The sequence below is a fragment of the Sphingomonas sp. PWP1-2 genome (assembly GCF_049898305.1).
Classification (GTDB): domain Bacteria; phylum Pseudomonadota; class Alphaproteobacteria; order Sphingomonadales; family Sphingomonadaceae; genus Sphingomonas; species Sphingomonas glacialis.
Genome location: NZ_JAFCXM010000006.1, coordinates 253,081 through 274,117 on the forward strand (window position 1 = coordinate 253,081; position 21,037 = coordinate 274,117).

General features: G+C 66.9%; 21 protein-coding genes, 1 tRNA gene and 1 pseudogene. 10 read left to right on the forward strand and 13 right to left on the reverse strand.

The window, feature by feature from the left end:
• Nucleotides 1-131: 131 nt before the first annotated feature.
• From kdpC to ACP7C5_RS16185, 4 genes are read right to left on the reverse strand one after another with little or no spacing between them, the layout of a single operon-like run.
• Entirely contained in the window at nucleotides 132-731 is a 600-nt protein-coding gene (gene kdpC / locus ACP7C5_RS16170; RefSeq protein WP_426265016.1) for a potassium-transporting ATPase subunit KdpC, read from the reverse strand.
• An 11-nt stretch (nucleotides 732-742) separates the two neighbouring features.
• On the reverse strand, nucleotides 743-2,770 hold the full coding sequence (kdpB, locus tag ACP7C5_RS16175) for a potassium-transporting ATPase subunit KdpB (protein WP_426265017.1): 2,028 nt from the start codon (nucleotides 2,768-2,770) through the stop codon (nucleotides 743-745).
• Nucleotides 2,771-2,784: 14 nt separating this feature from the next.
• A complete protein-coding gene (gene kdpA / locus ACP7C5_RS16180; protein WP_426265018.1) occupies nucleotides 2,785-4,476 on the reverse strand; it encodes a potassium-transporting ATPase subunit KdpA in 1,692 nt (563 codons plus the stop codon).
• Between the two features lie 13 nt (nucleotides 4,477-4,489).
• Nucleotides 4,490-4,579, reverse strand: coding sequence for a potassium-transporting ATPase subunit F (locus ACP7C5_RS16185; protein ID WP_081476845.1), 90 nt, complete (start codon nucleotides 4,577-4,579; stop codon nucleotides 4,490-4,492).
• Between the two features lie 220 nt (nucleotides 4,580-4,799).
• Between ACP7C5_RS16185 and ACP7C5_RS16190 the strand changes: the two genes are divergently transcribed.
• From ACP7C5_RS16190 to ACP7C5_RS16200, 3 genes are read left to right on the forward strand one after another with little or no spacing between them, the layout of a single operon-like run.
• Nucleotides 4,800-5,003, forward strand: a complete 204-nt coding sequence (locus ACP7C5_RS16190) for a hypothetical protein (RefSeq protein ID WP_426265019.1) — start codon at nucleotides 4,800-4,802, stop codon at nucleotides 5,001-5,003.
• Nucleotides 5,004-5,046: 43 nt separating this feature from the next.
• Nucleotides 5,047-5,457 (forward strand): hypothetical protein, encoded by a 411-nt coding sequence (locus tag ACP7C5_RS16195; protein WP_426265020.1) that lies wholly within the window; start codon nucleotides 5,047-5,049, stop codon nucleotides 5,455-5,457.
• Nucleotides 5,454-6,599, forward strand: coding sequence for a glutathionylspermidine synthase family protein (locus ACP7C5_RS16200; protein WP_426265021.1), 1,146 nt, complete (start codon nucleotides 5,454-5,456; stop codon nucleotides 6,597-6,599). The genes ACP7C5_RS16195 and ACP7C5_RS16200 overlap by 4 nt, the downstream gene beginning before the upstream one ends.
• A 240-nt stretch (nucleotides 6,600-6,839) precedes the next feature.
• On the opposite strand, the gene ACP7C5_RS16205 is transcribed toward ACP7C5_RS16200, so the two are convergent.
• The 3 genes and pseudogenes from ACP7C5_RS16205 to ACP7C5_RS16215 form a co-directional block, all read right to left on the reverse strand.
• The gene (locus ACP7C5_RS16205; protein ID WP_426265049.1) at nucleotides 6,840-8,060 is read right to left on the reverse strand and encodes an alginate export family protein; all 1,221 of its coding nucleotides are present in this window, start codon (nucleotides 8,058-8,060) and stop codon (nucleotides 6,840-6,842) included.
• Nucleotides 8,060-8,284 (reverse strand): annotated as a pseudogene (locus ACP7C5_RS16210) (MFS transporter); the annotation flags it as partial. The pseudogene ACP7C5_RS16210 and the gene ACP7C5_RS16205, both read right to left, overlap by 1 nt.
• A gap of 129 nt (nucleotides 8,285-8,413) precedes the next feature.
• Nucleotides 8,414-8,488, reverse strand: a tRNA-Glu gene (locus ACP7C5_RS16215).
• A 159-nt stretch (nucleotides 8,489-8,647) separates the two neighbouring features.
• Between ACP7C5_RS16215 and ACP7C5_RS16220 the strand changes: the two genes are divergently transcribed.
• Complete coding sequence (locus tag ACP7C5_RS16220) at nucleotides 8,648-8,794, forward strand: lmo0937 family membrane protein (RefSeq protein ID WP_426265022.1); 147 nt, start codon at nucleotides 8,648-8,650, stop codon at nucleotides 8,792-8,794.
• Nucleotides 8,795-8,815: 21 nt separating this feature from the next.
• Here ACP7C5_RS16220 and ACP7C5_RS16225 read toward each other — a convergent pair whose 3' ends face one another.
• On the reverse strand, nucleotides 8,816-10,402 hold the full coding sequence (locus tag ACP7C5_RS16225) for a class II 3-deoxy-7-phosphoheptulonate synthase (RefSeq protein WP_426265023.1): 1,587 nt from the start codon (nucleotides 10,400-10,402) through the stop codon (nucleotides 8,816-8,818).
• 160 nt (nucleotides 10,403-10,562) lie between these two features.
• Here ACP7C5_RS16225 and ACP7C5_RS16230 point away from each other — a divergent pair, with 160 nt between their 5' ends.
• The gene (locus tag ACP7C5_RS16230) at nucleotides 10,563-11,849 is read left to right on the forward strand and encodes a hypothetical protein (protein ID WP_426265024.1); all 1,287 of its coding nucleotides are present in this window, start codon (nucleotides 10,563-10,565) and stop codon (nucleotides 11,847-11,849) included.
• 237 nt (nucleotides 11,850-12,086) lie between these two features.
• Nucleotides 12,087-12,392 carry a hypothetical protein gene (locus ACP7C5_RS16235; protein WP_354289219.1) on the forward strand — a complete coding sequence of 102 codons (306 nt, stop codon included), beginning with the start codon at nucleotides 12,087-12,089 and terminating at the stop codon, nucleotides 12,390-12,392.
• Nucleotides 12,393-12,434: 42 nt separating this feature from the next.
• On the opposite strand, the gene ACP7C5_RS16240 is transcribed toward ACP7C5_RS16235, so the two are convergent.
• Nucleotides 12,435-13,370 carry a D-2-hydroxyacid dehydrogenase gene (locus ACP7C5_RS16240; protein ID WP_426265025.1) on the reverse strand — a complete coding sequence of 312 codons (936 nt, stop codon included), beginning with the start codon at nucleotides 13,368-13,370 and terminating at the stop codon, nucleotides 12,435-12,437.
• 203 nt (nucleotides 13,371-13,573) lie between these two features.
• A complete protein-coding gene (gene cysS, locus ACP7C5_RS16245; RefSeq protein ID WP_426265026.1) occupies nucleotides 13,574-15,001 on the reverse strand; it encodes a cysteine--tRNA ligase in 1,428 nt (475 codons plus the stop codon).
• Nucleotides 15,002-15,154: 153 nt separating this feature from the next.
• On the opposite strand from cysS, the gene rpsU reads away from it, so the two are divergent.
• From rpsU to galU, 4 genes are all read left to right on the forward strand, one after another.
• Nucleotides 15,155-15,361, forward strand: coding sequence for a 30S ribosomal protein S21 (gene rpsU, locus ACP7C5_RS16250; protein ID WP_010162663.1), 207 nt, complete (start codon nucleotides 15,155-15,157; stop codon nucleotides 15,359-15,361).
• A gap of 79 nt (nucleotides 15,362-15,440) precedes the next feature.
• Nucleotides 15,441-16,028 (forward strand): FKBP-type peptidyl-prolyl cis-trans isomerase, encoded by a 588-nt coding sequence (locus ACP7C5_RS16255; RefSeq protein WP_322162291.1) that lies wholly within the window; start codon nucleotides 15,441-15,443, stop codon nucleotides 16,026-16,028.
• Nucleotide 16,029: 1 nt separating this feature from the next.
• Entirely contained in the window at nucleotides 16,030-16,587 is a 558-nt protein-coding gene (locus ACP7C5_RS16260) for an FKBP-type peptidyl-prolyl cis-trans isomerase (RefSeq protein WP_426265027.1), read from the forward strand.
• Between the two features lie 91 nt (nucleotides 16,588-16,678).
• A complete protein-coding gene (gene galU / locus ACP7C5_RS16265) occupies nucleotides 16,679-17,548 on the forward strand; it encodes a UTP--glucose-1-phosphate uridylyltransferase GalU (RefSeq protein ID WP_426265028.1) in 870 nt (289 codons plus the stop codon).
• A 157-nt stretch (nucleotides 17,549-17,705) separates the two neighbouring features.
• On the opposite strand, the gene ACP7C5_RS16270 is transcribed toward galU, so the two are convergent.
• The 3 genes from ACP7C5_RS16270 to wecB all read right to left on the reverse strand — a co-directional run bounded on the left by ACP7C5_RS16270 (nucleotide 17,706) and on the right by wecB (nucleotide 21,025).
• Complete coding sequence (locus ACP7C5_RS16270; RefSeq protein ID WP_426265029.1) at nucleotides 17,706-18,446, reverse strand: metallophosphoesterase family protein; 741 nt, start codon at nucleotides 18,444-18,446, stop codon at nucleotides 17,706-17,708.
• A gap of 61 nt (nucleotides 18,447-18,507) precedes the next feature.
• Nucleotides 18,508-19,809 (reverse strand): UDP-N-acetyl-D-mannosamine dehydrogenase, encoded by a 1,302-nt coding sequence (gene wecC, locus ACP7C5_RS16275; protein WP_426265030.1) that lies wholly within the window; start codon nucleotides 19,807-19,809, stop codon nucleotides 18,508-18,510.
• Nucleotides 19,810-19,885: 76 nt separating this feature from the next.
• A complete protein-coding gene (wecB, locus tag ACP7C5_RS16280; RefSeq protein WP_426265031.1) occupies nucleotides 19,886-21,025 on the reverse strand; it encodes a non-hydrolyzing UDP-N-acetylglucosamine 2-epimerase in 1,140 nt (379 codons plus the stop codon).
• Nucleotides 21,026-21,037 lie beyond the last annotated feature (12 nt).

Here is a 21,037-nt window from a genome sequence, read left to right on the forward strand (position 1 = left end):
CGCGGCCCCTTCCGTCACCCCGGACGCGTTCCGGGGCCCACCGTGCCGCGCAAGCCGAAGCCGGTCCGCGCGCGGCACGGTGGACCCCGGGACGAGCCCGGGGTGACGGTAGAAGGGGAGGCGCGTCAGGGTCATTGACCCGGCGTGGTAGCGGAAAGCGTAGCGAGCTGTCGATTGAGCAGCAGGACATTGACGTGGGGCTCGCCGATGATGCCGAGCACCGGCGTATCGGTCTGCGCTTCGATCAGCGACTTGACCTTGGCGACAGCGAGGCCGCGTGCCTTGGCGACACGCGGGGCTTGCAGCAACGCCGCCTCGGGGCTGAGATCGGGATCGAGTCCCGAGGCGCTCGTGGTGACCAGATCGGCGGGGAGATCCCCGGTCATCCCTTCCGCCCGCGCGCTCGAAACGCGCTTGGCGATGGCATCGCGCAGGTCCTTCGAACCCGGCGCGAGGTTGGTCGCGGCCGACGCACTCGCATCGTAGCCATCCTTGCCGGCGGCCGAGGGACGCGGATGGAAATAGGTCGGCCCCGTGAAATTCTGCGCGATCAGCGCGGAGCCGATCGGCTGACCGTGAACATCGCTCAGCAAACTGCCATTGGCCTGCACCGGCAGCGCGACTTGCGCGACGCCGGTGATCGCGGCGGGGTAGAGCAGGCCGAGGACGAGCGTCATCAGCAGCAGCAGGACGGCGGCGGGGCGCAGCGCGCGGAGGGTTTCGGTCAACATCTCAAGAATCCTCAAGCAAGGTGCAAAGCGGCGACGACGAGGTCGATCGCCTTGATGCCGATGAACGGCGCGATCAGCCCGCCGACGCCGTAAATGGCGAGGTTGCGCGCGAGCAGCGTGCCGGCCGGGGCCGGGCGATACTTCACGCCCTTGAGCGCGAGCGGCACCAGCGCCGGGATGATCAGCGCGTTGAAGATGATCGCCGACAGGATCGCGCTCTCGGGGCTGGCGAGCCGCATCACGTTCAGCCCGCCCAAGCCCGGATAGAGCGCGACGAAGATCGCCGGCAGGATCGCGAAATATTTGGCGACGTCGTTCGAGATCGAGAAGGTGGTCAGCGCGCCGCGCGTCATGAGGAGCTGCTTGCCGAGCCCGACGATCTCGATCAGCTTGGTCGGATCGCTGTCGAGATCGACCATGTTGCCCGCTTCGCGAGCGGCCTGCGTGCCGGTGTTCATCGCGACACCCACGTCCGACTGCGCGAGCGCCGGCGCGTCGTTGGTGCCGTCGCCACACATCGCGACGAGCTTGCCGCCCTCCTGTTCCTTGCGGATCAGCGCGAGCTTGTCCTCAGGCGTCGCCTCGGCGAGGAAATCGTCGACCCCGCTTTCGGCGGCGATGCTCGCGGCGGTGAGCGGGTTGTCGCCGGTGATCATCACCGTGCGGATGCCCATCCGGCGCAGCTCGCCGAAGCGCTCGCGGATGCCCGCCTTGACGATGTCCTTGAGCTGGACGACGCCGAGCAGGCGATTGCCATCGGCGACCGCAAGCGGGGTGGCACCGCCGCGCGCGATCTCGTCGGCGATTTTCCGCAGTGCCTCGCCGTTGGGCGCATCGGGAAGCCGCTTGAGGATCGCATCGACCGCGCCCTTGACGAGCGCGCGGTCGCCGATCTGGAGACCCGAGACGCGGGTCTGCGAGGTGAATTTGATCTCCTCGGCACCTGCCGGCATCGCGACGGCGGCGCTGCCGTCCTGGTTGGCGAGCACGACGATCGAGCGACCCTCGGGCGTTTCGTCCGACAGGCTGGCGAGGCGGGCGGCGGCGGTCAGTTCTGCAACGGTCACGCCGGGGACGGGGAGGAAGGCGGTCGCCTGGCGATCGCCGATCGTGATCGTGCCCGTCTTGTCGAGCAGCAGCGTGTCGATGTCGCCCGCGGCTTCCACCGCGCGGCCCGATTTGGCGAGCACGTTGAAGCGCACGAGCCGGTCCATGCCTGCGATGCCGATCGCCGAAAGCAAGGCCGAGATCGTCGTCGGGATCAGCGTGACGAACAAGGCAACGAGCACCGGAATGGCGAGCATCCCGCCGGCATAGGAGGCGAACGCCGGCAGCGTGCCGACCGCGATCAGGAAGATCAGGGTAAGGCCGGCGAGCAGGATCGTCAGCGCGATCTCGTTCGGCGTCTTCTGGCGCTGCGCCCCCTCGACCAAGGCGATCATGCGATCGAGAAAGCCCTGGCCAGCGCCTGCGGTCACGCGAACCGTGATCGCATCGGCAATCACGCGTGTCCCCGCGGTGACGGCGGAGCGGTCGCCGCCGCCCTCGCGGATCACCGGCGCGCTCTCGCCGGTGATCGCCGCCTCGTTGACCGAGGCCACGCCGGCGATGACTTCGCCGTCGGCGGGGACGAGGTCGCCCGTTTCGACGAGCACTTCGTCGCCGACCTGCAGGCTGGTCGCATCGACCATCTCCCAGGCGCCCGCGACGCCGATCAGCTTCTTGGCGCGGAGTTCGGCCTTGGTGGCGCGCAGCGACGCGGCCTGCGCCTTGCCGCGGCCTTCGGCGAGCGCCTCGGCGACGTTGCCAAACAGCACCGTCAGCCACAGCCAGAAGACCAACTGGCCTTCGAACAGCGGGTGGCCAGTGCCGGTGACGAGCCCCTTAACGAGGAGGATCGTTGACAGGCCGGCGACGATTGCCGTCACGAACATCACCGGGGTCTTGATCAGCTTGCGCGGATCAAGCTTGAGGACGGCATCCCGGGCCGCTGCGGCGAGCAGCGGGCCGGTGAAGAGCGAAGCGTTCTGGTTTGCCATGGGGCTATGACCTTTTAGAGCAAGGTGCCGGCGGCGACTTGTGCCTGGTCCGAGATCGGACCGAGCGCGAGCGCGGGCAGGAAGGTGAGGCCACCGACGATCACGATGATCGCCGCGAGCAGGCCGATCCACAGCAGCCCGGTGGTCGGGAACGACCCCGCGCCCTCGGGCACGCGCCGCTTGGCGGCGAGGCCACCGGCGATCGCGAGGACGGGCAGGATCACCCCGAAGCGGCCGACGAACATATCGAGCGCGAGCAGCAGGTTGTAGAACGGCGTGTTGCCGCTGAGGCCACCGAATGCCGAGCCGTTATTGGCCGCACCCGAGGTGAAGGCGTAGAGGATCTCGCTGAACCCGTGCGCGCCCTTTGCGGCCGGGCCGGCAAGCCCCGCGCCGGTGACGCACGCCACCGCGGTCAGCCCGAGGATCGCGAGCGGCGGGACGGCGATGGCGATCACCGCAAGCTTCATCTCGCGCGATTCGATCTTCTTGCCGACATATTCGGGCGTGCGGCCGACCATAAGTCCTGCGATGAACACCGCGAGGATGCAGTAGATCAGCACCGCATAGAGCCCCGAGCCGACACCGCCGATGACGAGCTCGCCGAGTTGCATGTTGAACAGCGGCACCAGACCGCCGATCGCGGTGAAGCTGTCGTGCATGCCGATCACGGCGCCGCACGAGCTGGCGGTGGTGACGACCGCGAACAGCGCCGTCGCGGCAATCCCGAAGCGGACTTCCTTGCCCTCCATATTGCCGCCAGCGACGCCGAGTGCGTGATGGATCGGGTTGCCAGCGGCTTCCGCGCCGTACGCGACCGCGACACCGGCGATGAAGAGCAGCAGCATGGCGGCGAGGATCGCCCAGCCCTGGCGGACATTGCCGACCGCCTTGCCGAAGGTGAGCGTCAGCCCCGCGCCGAGGACGAAGATCGACAGCATCTGCAGGAAGTTGCTGAGCGCGGTCGGGTTCTCGAACGGATGCGCCGAGTTGGCGTTGAAGAAGCCGCCGCCATTGGTGCCGAGCATCTTGATCGCGAGCTGCGAGGCTACGGGGCCGACCGCGATGGTCTGCTTGGCGCCTTCGAGCGTCGTCGCGACGACCGACGGGCCGAAGGTCTGCGGCACGCCCATCACGACATAGACGAGCGCGAGCACGATCGAGATCGGGAGCAGCAGGTAGAGCGTGGCGCGCGTCACATCGACCCAGAAATTGCCGATTCCGCTCGCCTGCTTGCGCGCAAAGCCGCGGATGAAGGCGAAGGCGACGGCGATGCCGACCGCGGCCGACAGGAAGTTCTGCACCGTCAGGCCCGCCATCTGGCTGAGGTTCGACAGCGCGGATTCCCCGCCGTAATTCTGCCAGTTGGTGTTGGTGACGAAGCTGACCGCGGTGTTGAACGCGAGCAGGCTTTCCATGCCGGTGAAGCCTTGCGGGTTCATCGGCAACACGCCCTGGAGCTTGAGGATCGCGAACAGCAGCGCGATCCCGCCGAGGTTGAACATCATCAGCGAGGCGGCATAGCCGACCCAGCTCTGCTCGGCCTTGGGATCGATCCCGGCAAGCTTGTAAAAGCCGCGTTCGACAAAGCCCAACGGCAGCGTCTCGCGCGCATACAGGGCGTGCATCCAGGCGCCGGCCGGTTTGGCCAGCGCGACGATCAGCACAACGAAGAGGAGGATCATGCTCCAGCCGGCAAGCGTCATGGTGCCGCGCTCCTCAATACCGCTCGGGCTGTGCGAGCACAGCGAGCAGGTAGATAAGGACTAAGACGGCGACGATGCCGCCGAGGATAAGGTCGAAGGACATGGGGAGCCCGCCTGTTATGGTTTTCAGGCGGCCGCTGTGCGGCGGATCGGCGTTAGCGCGCGCGGTGGAAGACGATCGATTCGCATAAAGACATCGTAAAGTGGCGCGGCGCGCGTGCCGTGATGCGCGCGTGTCGGCGCGGGCGTGTTGCGGATTGACCGCGAACGGCGAATGCGCGCACCTATCGCCGGGGCGACGAACCCGTCGCTTGGAGGGGATCATGAAGACGCTGGCTTTGGTGGCGGTTACCGCACTTGGGATAGGGATGCCTGCAGCGATCGGCGCCCGGCACACGCACCACCGGGTATCGCCCCCGGCGAAAGCGGTATCCGAAGGCGCCCGCGGCGGAATCTTCATCGGGGCGTTCGGCGGAACAACCAATCGCCCCGGGCACCACCGGATGTTCTGGGCGCCGCAACGCTGACGCGTCCGCACGCGCACCGGGTTCGACTGGCACGGGGATCGAGATGAAGACCGAGTTGAGGATCACGACCGCGATTGCCGCGGCGTTGCTTGCGGGTGCGTGTAGCCAGCAGAACGACAATGATTGGGGCGAGACCGCGCAACGCGCCACGGCGATCTGTACCGACCGCAACGGGCAGCGTGTCCCCGACGCGAACTGCCAGCAGCAGCGTGTCGCAGGCGGCGGGGGCGGCGGGGCCGCAAACGCCTTCCTGTGGTACTATCTCGCGCGCAGCAGCGTGATCCCGTATTACGGTGATCGCGTTGGGGGCGGGTCGTTTCAACGCAGCGCGAACACGCCCTATTTCCGCGCACCCGCGGCATCGGCGATGACGCGCGCCGCGGCGATCTCGCGTGGTGGCTTCGGCGCGTCGGCACGGGGCTTTGGTGGCGGCCACGGCGGCGCGGGCGAATGATCCGGCGCGACATCGCGGCGCGGCCAGACTGGCGCGCAAAGGTCGAGGCGGACGGGCTGATCTGGCACACCGCGGCCGGCGATCCGTACTGGTTCGAAAGCGCCTATTACGCCTTCACCGGCGCGCAGATCGCCGAGCTCGAGGCGAGCACCGCCGAGCTCTACCGCTTGCTGCTGCTCGCCGGACAGGCGATCGTCGAAGACCAGGCGCTGCTCGACCGCTTCGGCATCCCGCGCGCCTTCCACCAGCCGATCCGCGATGCGTGGAATGCCGAACCCCCGGCGCTCAACTATGGCCGTTTTGACCTTGGCTATGACGGCAAGAGCCCGCCCAAGCTGTTCGAGTTCAACTGCGACACGCCGACGTCACTGCTCGAGGCGGCCGTCGTGCAGTGGAGCTGGAAGGAGGAATGCTTCCCGCAGCTCGACCAGTTCACCAGCCTGCACGACATGCTCGTCGCGAAATGGGCCGACATCGCGCCGCTGCTCCCGCCGGGCGTGCTGTTCGCCCATGTCGCCGACAGCGCCGGCGAGGATACGATCACGACGTCGTATCTGCGCGATACCGCCGAGGCCGCCGGGATCGAGACCGGCGCGATCGTGATCGACGACCTCGGCTGGGACAGCGACCGCGCCTGCTTCGTCGATCTGGACGACCAGCCGATCGCCGCGCTGTTCAAGCTGTATCCGTGGGAATGGCTGGTGAACGAAGCGTTCGCGCCGAATCTGGTCACAAGCCTTGCCGACGGGGTGGTCTGGATCGAGCCGATCTGGAAGATGCTCTGGTCGAACAAGGCGATTCTCACGGTGCTGTGGGACCTGTTCCCCGATCACCCGAACTTGCTCGCGGCGACGATGACGGCGCCCGGCGGCGATGCCGTCGCCAAGCCGCTGCTCGCGCGCGAAGGGGCGAACGTGTCGATCCGCAAAGCCGGCGCCGTCGTCGCGCAAAGCGACGGCGATTATGGCGACGAAGGATACGTCTACCAGGCGCTATACCCCTTGCCCGAGACGGCGCCCGGTGTGTTTCCGGTCATCGGCAGTTGGGTTGTCGACGGCACGCCGGCGGGAATCGGGATTCGCGAGGATGGCTTGATCACGGGCAATACGGCGCGCTTCGTGCCACATGTGATCGAAGGCTGACAGCCCGGCCGGCGCCGCCGCGCATGGCGCCGACATAGCCGACGCCTTGCAAATCATGCCCCGGCACCGGGATGACGAACGGTCCGAGCCGGTCGCGAGGATCAGCGTGTCATCGCGCTCGACCCGGCCCGAGCGTGGGGTTGTCGTTTCGATGGGGCGCCGCACCGACGATCGTGATGCGATACCGCGCGGCGGCCCGCCCTTCGGTTATCGATCACGATCAAATGCGCGGTCGTCGTCTCAATATACCCAGTTGAGCGAAAGCCAGAATTTCTTGGTGTCGGTCGCGAAGCGGTCGGCGCGGTAATCGGCATATTTGACGAGCGCGGTGTACCGGCCCTGCTTGACGCTGACCTGCGCATCGACCTCGTTGCCGTAATGCTGGCCGAGCCGATCGCTGTCAAAGCGGTGATAGGCCGCGCTCAGCGCGATCGCGTCGAGCCCGGCGACCTTCTTCCAGCCATAGCTGACCGACCCATAGGCATCGCGCAGGCCGTTGGGCGGCGTGACGAGGAACTTGTCGGCCCAGCCGTTGAACTTGTGGAGCGCGGCGAGCGGCGTCTGGAAGCTGGTGACCGCCACGCCCTGGTCCGCGCCGAGCACTTCATAGCCCCCCGTCAGCGTCAGCGCGGTGACCGCGACGCCGAGCTCGCCGGCATAATAGTCGGCGTGATAGCGGTTGGGATTGCGGTGATAGTCGCTCTGCGAGGCGAAGCTCGCCAGGTAGGTGAGCGTCACCGTCTTGCTCAGCGGATAGGCGCCGGCAAAGCGGCCGCCATAGGTCTGGCTCGATTCGACGAACACCGGCGCCTGATCCTGGTCGACCAGATAGGCAAAGCCGGTCAGCGTGCCGAAGCGGGTCTTGTAGCCGAGATTGGCGAAGACGTTGTCGCCGCCGATATGCCCCAGCCGCGTCGGCCCGAAGCGGTTGCCGCCGTCGATCCCGTAGATCGTGTTGACGGTGTTGGCATAGGTCAGGTCGGCCTTGAGGTTCTTGATCCCCGACCATTCGACGCGAACCGCATCGTAGGTCTGTTCGTTCTGGCGCCACGCCGCCGCGCCGACGAAGCGCTGGTCATCGAGATTGATCACTTGGCGCCCGACGGTGACGACCGTGTGCTGCAGCCCGCGATATTGCAGCTGGAGCCGGTTGAGCTCGATCGTCTGCGGGTCGCTGACCTGGGGAAAGGCGGTCTTGCCGTTGAGCCCGCTATTGTAACTCGGGTCGATCGCCAGATTGGCTTCGGATTCGGCGAGGAGACTGAAGTCGCTGAGCTTCGCCTCGAAGCCGCTGCGCAGCCGGAGCGTGACGGCATTGGCATCCTTGGTCAGCGGTGCTTGTTCGACATGTTCGTAGCGCAGCTGCGCATCGATCAGCGGGGTAAAGGCGAGGGGGTCTGCAAGAGCCGGGGTCGCCACCAGCCCTCCCAGCGAAAGAAGGGATACCGAGATCGCGCGCATCAAATTCGTGCTCCGTTGGCGGCCGTCCACGTGCCGCGCCAGTGGGTCTTGATGGCAAGGATGCCGACCAAGGCCGGGACCGCTAGCGCGGCAAAGATCAGGAAGCCAGGCGAGGCGCGGCCGGTCCATCGCTTGGCGAAGCCGCCGATCCCGCCGCCAAAGCCGACAAGGCCGGTCATCACGCCGATCTCGCTGCGGAATCGCCGCGGTCCGAGCCTCGCAATCCCCCATTCCGATGCGGCGACAAGCTATACGGTTTCGACGACAGGCAACCTGCCGAACGCGTAGCGCTGAGCCGTAACGAGCTGAAAAGGGCGAAGAGAATGTGGCGTGGCTGGCACGCCATACGGCGCTGGTGACCCCTACGAGAATCGAACTCGTGCTTACGCCGTGAGAGGGCGTCGTCCTAACCGCTAGACGAAGGGGCCGCTTGCGCGAAACGGCGCAATACGCATCGGCGCACGCGCCGTCAAGACGGTGCGGTCGAGCCGGGGCAATTCACCGATGAAGCGGAACTTGCCGCGCGGACGGACGTTTTCGTTTCAGATGCGGTTTGAATTTCCGGCTGCAAATAAAGGGGTTCTCCAATGCTTTGGACTATCGTCGTCGTTCTGCTCGTTCTCTGGGCACTCGGGTTTGCCGTGCATTTCGGCGGTGGCTTGATCCATCTGCTGCTCGTCATCGCGCTGATCGTCGTCGTCGTCCGCCTGCTGCAGGGCCGCAGCGCGCTTTGATCCCGGGCGGCGCGGGGCGGCTCAGGCCGCCGCGCGCCGCCGTTCGGCCATTTCCTCGTTGAGCATTTCGGCCAGCAGGAACGCGAGCTCGAGCGACTGACCGGCATTCAGCCGTGGGTCGCAATGCGTATGATACCGGTCCGCCAAGGACTGCTCGGTGACGTCGACCGCACCGCCGGTGCACTCCGTCACATTCTGCCCCGTCATCTCGGCATGGATGCCGCCCGCGATCGAGCCTTCGGCGCGGTGGACCGCGAAGAAGCCGCGCACCTCCGCCAGGATCCGGTCGAACGGCCGCGTCTTGTAACCCGTCGCGGCCTTGACGGTGTTGCCGTGCATCGGGTCGCAGCTCCACACCACCGGATGCCCCTCGCGCAGCACCGCGCGCACCAGCTTGGGCAGGTTGGCCTCAATCTTGTCATGACCGTAGCGCGTGATCAGCGTCATCCGGCCGGGGACGCGGTTGGGGTTGAGCGTGTCGAGCAGGCGCAGCAGCGCGTCGGGCTCGAGGCTCGGGCCGCACTTCATCCCGATCGGATTGCCGATGCCGCGCAGATACTCGACATGCGCCGAACCTTCGAAACGCGTGCGGTCGCCGATCCACAGGAAGTGCGCCGACGTGTCGTACCAGTCGCCCGTCAGCGAATCCTGCCGCGTCAGCGCCTGTTCGTAGCGCAGCAGCAGCGCCTCGTGGCTCGTGTAGAATTGCGTCTGCGCGAGCTGCGGCACCGTTTCGGGGCTGATCCCGCACGCTTCCATGAAGTCGAGCGCCTCGCCGATCCGGTCGGCGACATGGCTGTATTTCTCGGCCCACGGGCTGCGGCCCATATAATCGTGCGTCCAGCGGTGGACCTGGTGGAGATTCGCGTACCCGCCCGTCGCGAACGCGCGCAGCAGGTTGAGCGTCGCGGCCGACTGCGAATACGCGCGGATCAACCGCTGCGGGTCGTTCTGCCGGCTCTCGGGGGTGAAGGCGATGTCGTTGACGATGTCGCCGCGATAGGATGGCAGCGTCACGTCGCCGATCGTCTCGGTATCGGCCGAGCGCGGCTTGGCGAACTGGCCCGCCATGCGCCCGAGCTTCACCGTCGGCAGCTTCGAGGCGAAGGTGAGCACCACCGCCATCTGCAGGATGACACGGAAGGTGTCGCGAATGTTGTTCGCGCTGTGCTCGGCGAACGATTCGGCGCAGTCGCCGCCCTGCAGCAGGAACGCCTTGCCCTCGGCGACACGGCCGAGATCGGCGGTGAGGTTGCGCGCCTCGCCCGCGAAGACGAGCGGCGGGAAGGAGGCGAGCTGGTCGGTCGCGGCGTCGAGCGCGGCGGCGTCGGGATAGGTCGGCATCTGCCGCGCGTCGGCGCGCGTCCAGCTATCGGGGGCCCAGCTGCTCATGTCATTCTCCGTGCGAATCTGTACGTACCAATCGGCGTGGCTGGCGATGGCGTTGGCGGCGATCTGATTGACGACCGGGCCGCTGGCGCGCTTGCCATCTTCTTCCCAGCCCTGGACGGTCGAGCCCGGCGCGCCGTACCACGCCCCGAACGCGGCGCGGGTAAGGCTGCGTTCTTCGCGGAAGCGTTTGATCTTGAGGCCGGCCATCGTCGTCATGGGTGGGGTGTTACCCAGTCGGGGTAAAGCAGGCAAGCGTGATTTTCCCTGACGGGGTAAATCGGCGGGCGCATGGCAGATCGTCCCTGCCGCGAAACCGGCGCTGGATTTACGACCGTTTTGGGACTATTGTTTCGAGACCGTTTCGAAGGGGGTCGTTATGCGCCGTCTGATCGTGATCGCGTCCGCAGCTGCGGTATTGACGGCCAGTTCTGTCCTGGCGCAACGCAAGCCCGCCCCGAAAACCGCCAGACCCGCATCGAGCCAGACCGTCACGGGGCCCAAGGCGCGCTATGCGATGGATGTCGGGACGACGACGGGCATCGGCGGCATCGGCGGCATCGGCGGCATGGGTGGCATGGCCGGCGGTGGCGGCCGACCCAACATCGGCGAGATGATGGCGGGAACGGGCGGGCGCCGCGGCGGCGACCAGCATGAACTTCGCCTGCGTCTCGGATCGACGCTTGCCGCGACGGGCGCGGCGCAGGGCGACCATTATTTCCTCCCGCAAGCGGCGATGGGCGCATCGGTCCCGCTACTCGCGCCACAGCGCACCGGCGGGCGCGAGGATGTGCCCGAATCGTTCGAGCGACCCAAGGGGCGCTTGCTGATCTTCTGGGGATGCGGCGCGCATGCGCGGCCGGGCCAGCCGGTCGTGATCGATTTCGCGAAGCTCGCGGCGGGGCAGATGCCGCCCGATTTGTTCAGCGCGCGCGTTCCGGTCGATCGCGGGCCGACGCTCGCCAACAGCCGCGGCTATGCCGAATGGCCCAACCCGCGCTCGGGCCGCCAGCCGCAAGGCGGGTCGCTGCTCGGCGACCACCGCGTCCAATCGACCTTCGCACCGTCGATCAATTTCAACCTCCAGCAGGATTATCTGCAGGGGCTCCACGTCCGCAGCGGGGGCGGCCCCGATGGCGCGGTCCAGCTCTCGTGGAACGGGGTGCCGATGGCGACGGGCTATTACGCGTGGATGATGGGGGCGAAGGACGCCGGGCGGCGCGGCAACACCGACACCGGCGACATCGTTTGGTGGTCGTCCTCGACCAGTCGTGAATTCGGCGGTGCGTTGTGGGACTGGATCAGCCCGACCATTGCGCAGCGACTCGTGGCGGACGGGACGCTGCTCGCGCCGAGCCAGACCAATTGTGTCGTGCCCGCCGAGGTGAAGCAGGCGGCGGGCGAGATGATGTTCGGGACGCTGATCGGCTACGGTCCCGAATCGACCTTCGTCTATCCCGAGCGGCCCGCGACCGGACCGTGGAACCAGGAATGGAGCGCGCGCGTGCGCTTCCGCACCTCGGCGACCTTCTTCCCCGGCATGCCCGAAATGGACGACGAATCGGGGGGTGAGCGCTCGAACGGCGACCGTTCGAGCAGCGAACGCCCGCGGAAACGCTGCAAGCCAAGCCTGCTCGGTGCGGTCACCGGGCTTGGCGGCTGTTGAGACGCGCCGTGTGAGGTTGCGCGTCGAGTTTCTCGATGTGCCGACGCTCGGTGCCGAAGACTCTGGCGAACCTTAAAATGTCGCTTCCTGTATTCGAAGCCCCGTCAGCAATGGCGGGGCATTCGTCGTCTTGGCGATCGGCGACGTTAACCTTGGCTGCATCCTGCGTTCAGCCTCGGCGCATCGCGCGATTGCTAGACGATGGCAATCGGCCTCTTGCCGACGAGGAGTTCGCGCATGTTTCGTAAATTGATCCTTCCGGCGTCGCTCGGCCTGACGGCCCTGCTGGCGATCATCCCCGGCGCGGCCTCGGCACAGCGCTATGATGGCTGGAACAGCCAGTCGCAGTATCAGGACGGCTACCACGACCGCGGCGACCGCCGGTATGACGATCGCGGCTATCGCGGCGGGGGCTATGCCCGTCAGCGCTGGATCGAGCATCGTCGCTGGCAGGAGCAGGCCCGCCGTCGCCACTGGCAGCGCGAGCGCTTCGAGCATGGCGGCTGGGGCCGCGGTCGCGATTGGCGCAACGACGGCTATTGATCGGCAGGACGGCGCCCGAATGGATCGGGCGCCGTTGTCGCCTCAATAGCCGGCGTCGAGATCGACCACATTTTCCATCGGCCTACCCGCCAGGAACGCATCGAGGTTGCGCAGGAAGAGCGCAGCCGCCCGCTGGAACATCTTGGTCTGGCTGCGGCCCGACAGATGCATCGAATGGATCGTGTTGGGCGCCGACCACAGCGGATGATCGGCGGGCAACGGCTCGGGCGTGACGGTGTCGAGATAGGCGCCGGCGATCGTCTTTGCGGTGAGCGCGGCGATCAGCGCGTCCTGGTCGATCATATCGCCGCGCGCGATGTTGATCAGCCAGGCGCTGGGCTTCATCGCGGCGAGCTCTTCGGCGCCGATCATCGCCTTGGTCGTGTCGGTCGAGGGGGCGGCGAGGATCACCCAGTCATACTCGCCGAGCTGGGCTTTCCACGCATCGGGGGTCAGCGTGCCGTCGCGCCCCGAACGCGTGACGCCAGTCACCGCGACGCCGAACGCGCGCAGCCGCTCGGCGACGAGCGTGCCGATCGCGCCATAGCCGACGATCAGCGCGCGGCTTTCGAACAATTCGATTCGTCCGGGCGCCGAATCGGGCCATTCGTGGCGGTCGGCGATCCGTACCACCTGGTCGAAGCGCTTCGCCGCGGCAAGGACGCCGAGCACGGTGTATTCGGCGACCGCGATCGCGTTGATCCCGGTGCCGTTGGTGACGATCGTCCCGCGCCGCGCCAATGCAGGCAGATCGAGCGAATCGAGCCCGGCGATCGCGGTAAACAGCCATTTGAGCGCGGTGCCCGCGGCGACGGCTTCCTCGGTCAGCCCGTGCGGATAGAGGTCGACCCAGCCGATATCGGCATCGGCCATCGCCGCGGTCGCCTCTTCGCGCGTCAGGACCCAATTGATGTCGAGCCCGGCGGGAAGCTTGGGCTCGAGCAGCGCGCGGGCGAGGGCGGGGAGGACGACTTTCATGGCGAGGCTCCAAATAGGCGCGGTGAGCAGGTACCGTCGCCCTCGATAGCGCAAGAGCGTAGCGCGCACGGGCGAGAAGGGAAGCGGTGCGCTCCGCGTGGGGACCGTTTCGTCGTCACCCCAGCGAAGGCCGGGGCCGTCCCGTTGGTCGAACCGACGCGCGCGGTTACGAAGCGGCCCCGGCCTGCGCCGGGGCGACGGGTTCAGAGCGCGAGTTTCCAGTCCCAGCCGAGCGGATCGCCGTCCATCACTTCGACGCCCGCTGCGGCGAGCGCGTCGCGAATCGCATCCGATGCCGCGAAATCCTTTGCCGCACGCGCGTCCTTGCGCGCCGCGAGCTGCGCATCGATCGCGGCGTCGTCGAGCGTCGCGTCGATCGGGCGCAGCCGCAGCGCCGCGCGCTTGAGCGTGACGAGCTCGAGCCCGAGCACCGCATCGAAATCCTCGAGCGCGCGAAGCCGCGTCGCGGGCGACAGGCGCTTGTCGGCGAGCATCTCGTCGAGCGCGATCAGGGCGCGCGGGGTGTTGAGATCGTCGCTCACCGCGGCGTCGAGCTGCGCGAGATACGGCTCGGGATCGCCCTTGAGCACATAATCGTCGCGCGCGCGCAAGGCGTCGCGCGCGATCACCAGCCGCTTGAGCCGCGTGAACGCGGCGGCGAGGTTCTCCCAGGTGAATTCCAATTCGCTGCGATACTGCGCCTGCAGGCACATCAGGCGATAGGCGAGCGGATGGACCCCGGCGTCGACCAGCGTCTGCAGCCGCAGGAAGTCGCCGGTCGACTTCGACATCTTGGCGCCGCGGTCTACGAGGAAATTGTTGTGCATCCAGATCCGCGCGCCGCTGTCGTCGCAGCCGCAGAACGACTGATTCTGCGCGATCTCGTTGGGATGGTGGATCTCGCGGTGGTCGATTCCCCCGGTGTGGATGTCGAAGGGATGGCCGAGATGCTGGCGGCTCATCACCGAGCATTCGAGATGCCAGCCCGGTGCGCCCGGCCCCCACGGCGACTCCCATTCCATCTGGCGCTGCTCGCCCGGCGGCGAGCGCCGCCAGATCGCGAAGTCCTGCGGATGGCGCTTGCCCGAGACGGGGTCGATCCGGCTTTCGCCCTCGTCCGAAACCGCACGCGCCAGGCTGCCATAGTTCGGCACGCGCGTCGTATCGAAATAGAGCCCGCCTTCGATCAGGTAGCAGTCCTTCTCGATCGCTTGCGCGAAGGCGATCATCTGCGGGATGTGCTCGGTCGCGACGGTCCACTCGGCGGGCGGATCGATGTTGAGCCGCGCGACGTCGGCCTTGAACGCCTGCGTATAGTGCGCCGCGATCTCCCAGATCGACTTGGCCTCGGCCGCGGCGGCCTTCTCCATCTTGTCGTCGCCGGCATCGGCGTCCGAGGTCAGATGGCCGACGTCGGTGATGTTGATGACATGCTTGGTCGGATACCCCTTCCAGCGCAGCACGCGCCCGAGCGTGTCGGCGAACAGGAAGGCGCGCATGTTGCCGATATGCTGATAATTGTAGACCGTCGGCCCGCAGGTGTAGACCCGCACCAGCGCCGGATCGATCGGGACGAACGGCGTCAGGCTTCGCGTGAGGCTGTTGTAGAGCGTGAGCGGGGTTGCGGTCATCCCGCTCGCTTACAGACCGGGCGAGCCCAAAGTCACGTAAAAGGTGACGGATCGCTTGAAAGTTGGGCACCTCCCGTGTAGGGCGCCTGCCTTGCGACGCGGGCCGTGGGTTTGCGGCGGCGCTTTTCTATCGATTCGGAGCTGTTCGGTTTTATGCAAATCATCGTACGCGACAACAATGTCGACCAGGCGCTGCGCGCGCTCAAGAAGAAGCTGCAGCGCGAGGGCGTCTATCGCGAGATGAAGCTGCGCCGGCATTACGAAAAGCCGAGCGAGAAGCGCGCCCGCGAGCGTGCCGCTGCGGTTCGTCGCGCGCGCAAGCTCGAGCGCAAGCGCATGGAACGCGACGGCGCACGGTAAGACGTTAAAGCGGGCCGTCGCGCCCGCTTTGCCTGCCTCAAGTCCGTAAAGACCTCACGACCCCCGCCCGGGAGCCACCATGTCGATCACCGCTGTCCCGCTAAAGCCCGTGAAGCGGGGTATTTTGGTGTACCTGTGGATCGGCATCGCCGTGCTGGTGATCGCCGCGATCGCGCTGGCGTTCCAGACGCCGGTCGATCCGTCGACCAGCTTCCTGGCGCGCAACGCGCGTGCGGCGGGCGTCATGACCACGCCGTCTGGTCTGCAGTATCAGGTTCTGACCCCGGGGACCGGCGCGTCGCCGACCGACGACGATGTCGCCTTGGTCAACTATGAAGGCCGCCTGCTCGACGGCACGGTGTTCGACAAGTCGCAGCAGCCGACTCCGATGCCCGTTGCGGGCGTCGTGCCGGGCTTCAGCGAAGCGCTCAAGCTGATGCGCAAGGGTGCGAAGTATCGCATCTGGCTCAAGCCGACCTTGGCCTATGGCGACAAATCGCCTCCCGGCATCCCGGCCAATTCGACGCTCGCCTTCGATGTCGAGATGCTCGAATTCATCCCGATGAGCACCTATCGCCAGATCCAGCAGCAGCAACAGATGATGCAGCAGCAGGGTGGGGCCGGTGGCATGCCGCCGGGGGCGGGCGGGCCGCCGACCGGCCGCTGAGATGCGCAACCTCGCGATTGCCGGCGTGATCGGCGCGATTCTTCTCCCAGCGGCGCCACTGCACGCGGCGACCCACAAGGTGGTGCACCGTGCGGTCAAGGCGAAGCCCGCTGCGGTGGCCGTGCCGCTGAACCCGGCTGAAGCCTTTCTCGCCAGCAACGGCAAGCAGCGCGGCGTCGTGACGACGGCGTCGGGTCTGCAATATCGCGTGCTGACCCCCGGCGTCGGCCCCGCCAAGCCAACCGATGCGGACGTCACGCTGGTCAATTATGTCGGCAAGCTGATCGACGGCACGACCTTCGACCAGAGCGCGCGCCCGACGCCGATGCCGGTTTCCGGCGTCGTCCCGGGCTTTAGCAAAGCGTTGAAGCTGATGCCGAAGGGTGCGAAATACCGCGTCTGGATCAAGCCGAGCCTCGGCTATGGCGACCGGGCGACCGGGCCGATCCCGGCTGGATCGGTACTGGCGTTCGATATCGAACTGCTCGATTTCGTCTCCGGCGCGCAATTCCAGCAGATGCAGCAACAGGCTGCCGCGCCAGCGCCCGCCGCGCCCTGAGCGCTCCGCAACGGACTGCGCGTCGTTGCTTTCCTTGGCGTCGCACGCGGCGTATCAAGCGTACCAAGTGCTTTGAATTCGAAAGACATCGATGCCGATTAAACCCCTGCGTAAGGCCGTTTTTCCCGTAGGCGGGCTTGGGACGCGCTTCCTGCCGGCGACCAAGGCGATGCCAAAGGAAATGCTGCCGATCGTCGATCGTCCGCTGATCCAATATGCGGTCGACGAAGCGCTCGAAGCGGGGATCGAGCAGATGATCTTCGTCACCGGGCGCGGCAAGTCGGCGATCGAGGATCATTTCGACATCGCCTATGAGCTCGAGGCGACGATGGCGGCGCGCGGCAAGTCGTTGGACGTGCTCGATCAGACGCGTCTCGCGCCGGGCGCGGTCGCTTATGTCCGCCAGCAGGAGCCGATGGGGCTCGGCCATGCGGTGTGGTGCGCGCGCGACATCGTCGGCGACGAGCCGTTCGCGGTGCTGCTCGCCGACGATTTCATGCTCGGCAAGCCAGGCTGCCTCAAGCAGATGGTCGATGCGTACATGCAGGTCGGTGGCAATCTGATCTGCGCGCAGGAAGTCCCCGAGGACCAGACGCACATGTACGGCGTGATCACGCCGGGCGTCCGCAACGGGCCGCTGACCGAGGTCAAAGGTCTGGTCGAGAAGCCGGCCAAGGGCACCGCGCCGTCGAATCTGTCGGTGATCGGCCGCTACATCCTCCAGCCCGAGGTGATGCGCGTGCTCGAAAATCAGGAGAAAGGCGCGGGCGGCGAGATCCAGCTGACCGACGCGATGGCGCGGATGATCGGCGACCAGCCGTTCCACGGGCTGACCTTCGACGGCAAGCGCTATGATTGCGGCGACAAGGCCGGGTACGTCACCGCCAATCTGTCGGTCGCGATCGGGCGCGAGGATATCGGCGAAACGGTGCGCGCGTTCGCGGTGGATCTGCTGCGCTAGCGGCGATCCACGGCACCAACGCTTCGTCACCCCGGGCTCGTCCCGGGGTCCACCGAGACGCACATGCTGTCTGCGGAGGATACGCTGCCCGGTGGGCCCCGGCACAAGGCCGGGGTGACGAAAGGGCCTGGCACTTCAGCTGAGCGATGGCCCGCTGTCAGCTCCCAGTCGCTAGATACCGTCGCCCAGTGCCCTCGATGCACAGCGCGGTCAGCACGCCACTGGCATAGGCGCCGGTATCGATCCCGATCCGGTTGGGTCGTTCCTCGGGCCCCACGCTGATCGTATGCCCGTGGACCACGAACAGCGGATGCGCGGCCTCGCTGTCGAGGAAATCCTCGCGAATCCAGCGCAGGTCGCCGGTCCGCTGATGCTCGAGCGCGATGCCGGGGCGGATGCCGGCATGGACGAAGAGATAGTCGCCGAAGCGGAAGCTGTCGGCAAAACCGTCGATAAAGGCGAGATCGCCGCGCGGGATCGCCGCGCGGATCACCGCGGCGGCGGCGGCGGGATCGAGCTCGGCGACGTCGCCTGCATCGACGCCGTAGCTCTCGACGCATTCGGCACCGCCGAACTTGAGCCAGTCGCGCAGCCGCTGCGGCTGCGCGCCAAGCGCGCGCACCAGCATTTCCTCGTGATTGCCCATCAGGATGACCGTGTGGAGCGTCGGGTCATCGAGCCCGCGCAGCCGCGCGATGACCCCTTGCGAATCGGGACCACGATCGATCACGTCGCCGAGCAGGACGAGGAATTCGCGCGCACAAGGCCGGGCCTGGCGATCCGCCGCGATCTGTTCGAGCAGTGCGTCGAGCAAGTCGAGTCGGCCATGGACGTCGCCGATCGCATACGCGCGCGATTCGGGTGGTCCGCTGGGCGGGCGGGGGTCAGTCGTCAGCAATCGTTGGACCTTTCATCGCGACCCGACTCGCAGCAACCGCGCGGATCGGCGGCCACGCGCGTCAGCTCGCCAGTCGTAACGCTTCGCCGCGCGGAACGCTGCGCGGTTGATCGGGCCAGATACCGCGCGTGTCATAGACGTGCTTGTCGGCGCGCTCGTCGAGCGGGACCGATTTGAAAACGTCGTGGTCGACCAGCACGATCATGATCCCGCACGTCTCGATCGCGCTGTCCACGTCGATCAGCGTCGCGCCGCTGCCATCGAAGCTCGGCGGGAGCGTGTCGGTATAGGGTTCGACGACACACAGCCGGTCGCCGAAGCGCGCCGCCAGCGCGAGCGCGACCTTCAACGCCGGACTCTCGCGGAAATCGTCGATATTGGCCTTGAACGCGAGGCCGAGGCAGGCGACGCGCTCGCCGGGATTGGCCGCGACCATCGCCTCGGCGCGCTCGACGACATAGTCGATCTTGGCGTCGTTCACTTCGCGCGCGGTGCGGATCAAGGGCGTGTTGGCGGGGTCGGCATGGACCAGAAACCACGGGTCGACCGCGATGCAATGCCCGCCGACGCCGGGGCCGGGCGAGAGGATATTGACGCGCGGATGGCGGTTGGCGAGGCGGATTACCTCCCACACATCGACGTCCATCGTGTCGGCGACGCGGCTGAGTTCGTTGGCGAAGGCGATGTTGACGTCGCGGAACGCATTCTCGGTGAGCTTGGTCATTTCCGCGGCGCGGCTCGTCGTCGTGACGCACGCGCCGCGCACGAAGCGCCGGTAGAATTGCAGCGCCTTGCGCGCACAGCGCGGGGTGATGCCGCCGATCACGCGGTCATTGTCGATCAGCTCGACGAGGATTCGACCGGGCAGGACGCGCTCGGGGCAATAGGCGATCGCGACGTCGGGGCTGTCGCCGTTGCTCTTGCCGGGCACCTTGAGATCGGGGCGCAGCTCGGCGAGCAGATCGCGCACCTTCTCGGTCGTGCCGACCGGCGAAGTCGATTCGAGCACCACCACGTCGCCGGCCTTCAACACGCTCGCGATCGACTTCGCGGCGTCGAGCACATAGCCGATATCGGGCGCATGATCGGCGGCGAACGGCGTCGGCACCGCGATGACGAACACGTCGGCGGCTTCGATCCGCGTCGATGCGCGCAGCGTACCGCGCGCGACGACGCCCGAGACGAGGCCGTCGAGATCGACCTCCTCGATATGCACCTTGCCCGAATTGACCGTCTCGACGACATGCGCCGACACATCGATGCCGAGCACGCTCGCGCCGGTCCGCGCAATCACCGCAGCGGTCGGCAAGCCGATATAGCCCAGACCAACGACAACGACCTTCAGGTCAGCGTGCGACATCATCGATCCTGCGCCTTTACTTGCTCACGCTCCGGCTCATGCGCGCGGAGCGTTGATATTTCGGAAACGCGGCGTGCGCTCACGGCGTCGCCACACCAAAACCGTTGGCGACGATGCTGGCAATCCGTTCGCTCGCGTGGCCGTCGCCGAACGGATTGTGCGCGCGTGCCATCGCGGCATAAGCGGCGGGGTCGTCGAGCAGCGTGGTGACCTCGGCGACGATGCGCTCCGGGTCGGTGCCGATCAGCTTGGCGGTGCCGGCGACGACGCCTTCGGGGCGTTCGGTCGTCTCGCGCATCACCAGCACGGGCTTGGCGAGCGCGGGGGCTTCCTCCTGCACCCCGCCCGAATCGGTCAGCGCGATATGGCACAGGCCGAGCGCGCGGATGAAGTGCGGGTAATCGAGCGGGTCGATCCGCGCGATATTGGGGCGATTCCCCAGCACGCGGTTCATCGCCTCGACGACATTGGGGTTGGGATGCATCGGGAAGACGATCGCAACGTCATCGCGCGCTGCGATCTGCCCGAGCGCGTGCGCGATATTGTCCATCCCGCCGCCGAAATTCTCGCGCCGATGCGTCGTGACGAGCACGATCTTCTTGCCCGCAAAGCGTGTCGCGATGTCGTCGAGCCCGGCGGCGAGCGACGGATCGGCGGCGAGCTTCGCGCGCGTTGCGTGAAGCGCGTCGATCACGGTGTTGCCGGTGACATGGATCATCGCCGGATCGATATTCTCGCGCAACAGCGCATCGGCGGCGGTCTGCGTCGGCGCGAAATGCTGGTCGGCGATCTGCGCGACGATGCGGCGGTTCACTTCCTCGGGCCAGGGCTGGTAGATGTCGCCCGAGCGCAGGCCCGCCTCGACATGGCTGACTGGGACCTTGCGGTAATAGGCCGCGAGCGCACCGACCATCGCGGTTGCGGTATCGCCCTGAACGATCACGCGGTCGGGCTTCTCGGCGTCCATCACGTCACCGAGGCCGGTGAGCAACCGCGCGGTGAGGCGGTCGAGCGACTGGCCCGGCTCCATCAAATCGAGATCGACGTCGGGGGTGAGCCCGGCGATCGCGAGCACTTGGTCGAGCAGCCCGCGATGCTGCGCGGTGACGCAGGTGCGAACGTCGAGCCCGGACACTGCCTTGAGCGCGGCGACCACCGGGAAGAGCTTGATCGCTTCGGGGCGGGTGCCGAAGATGACGAGGATGCGCGCGCGTTTCATGAGACTGTCCTA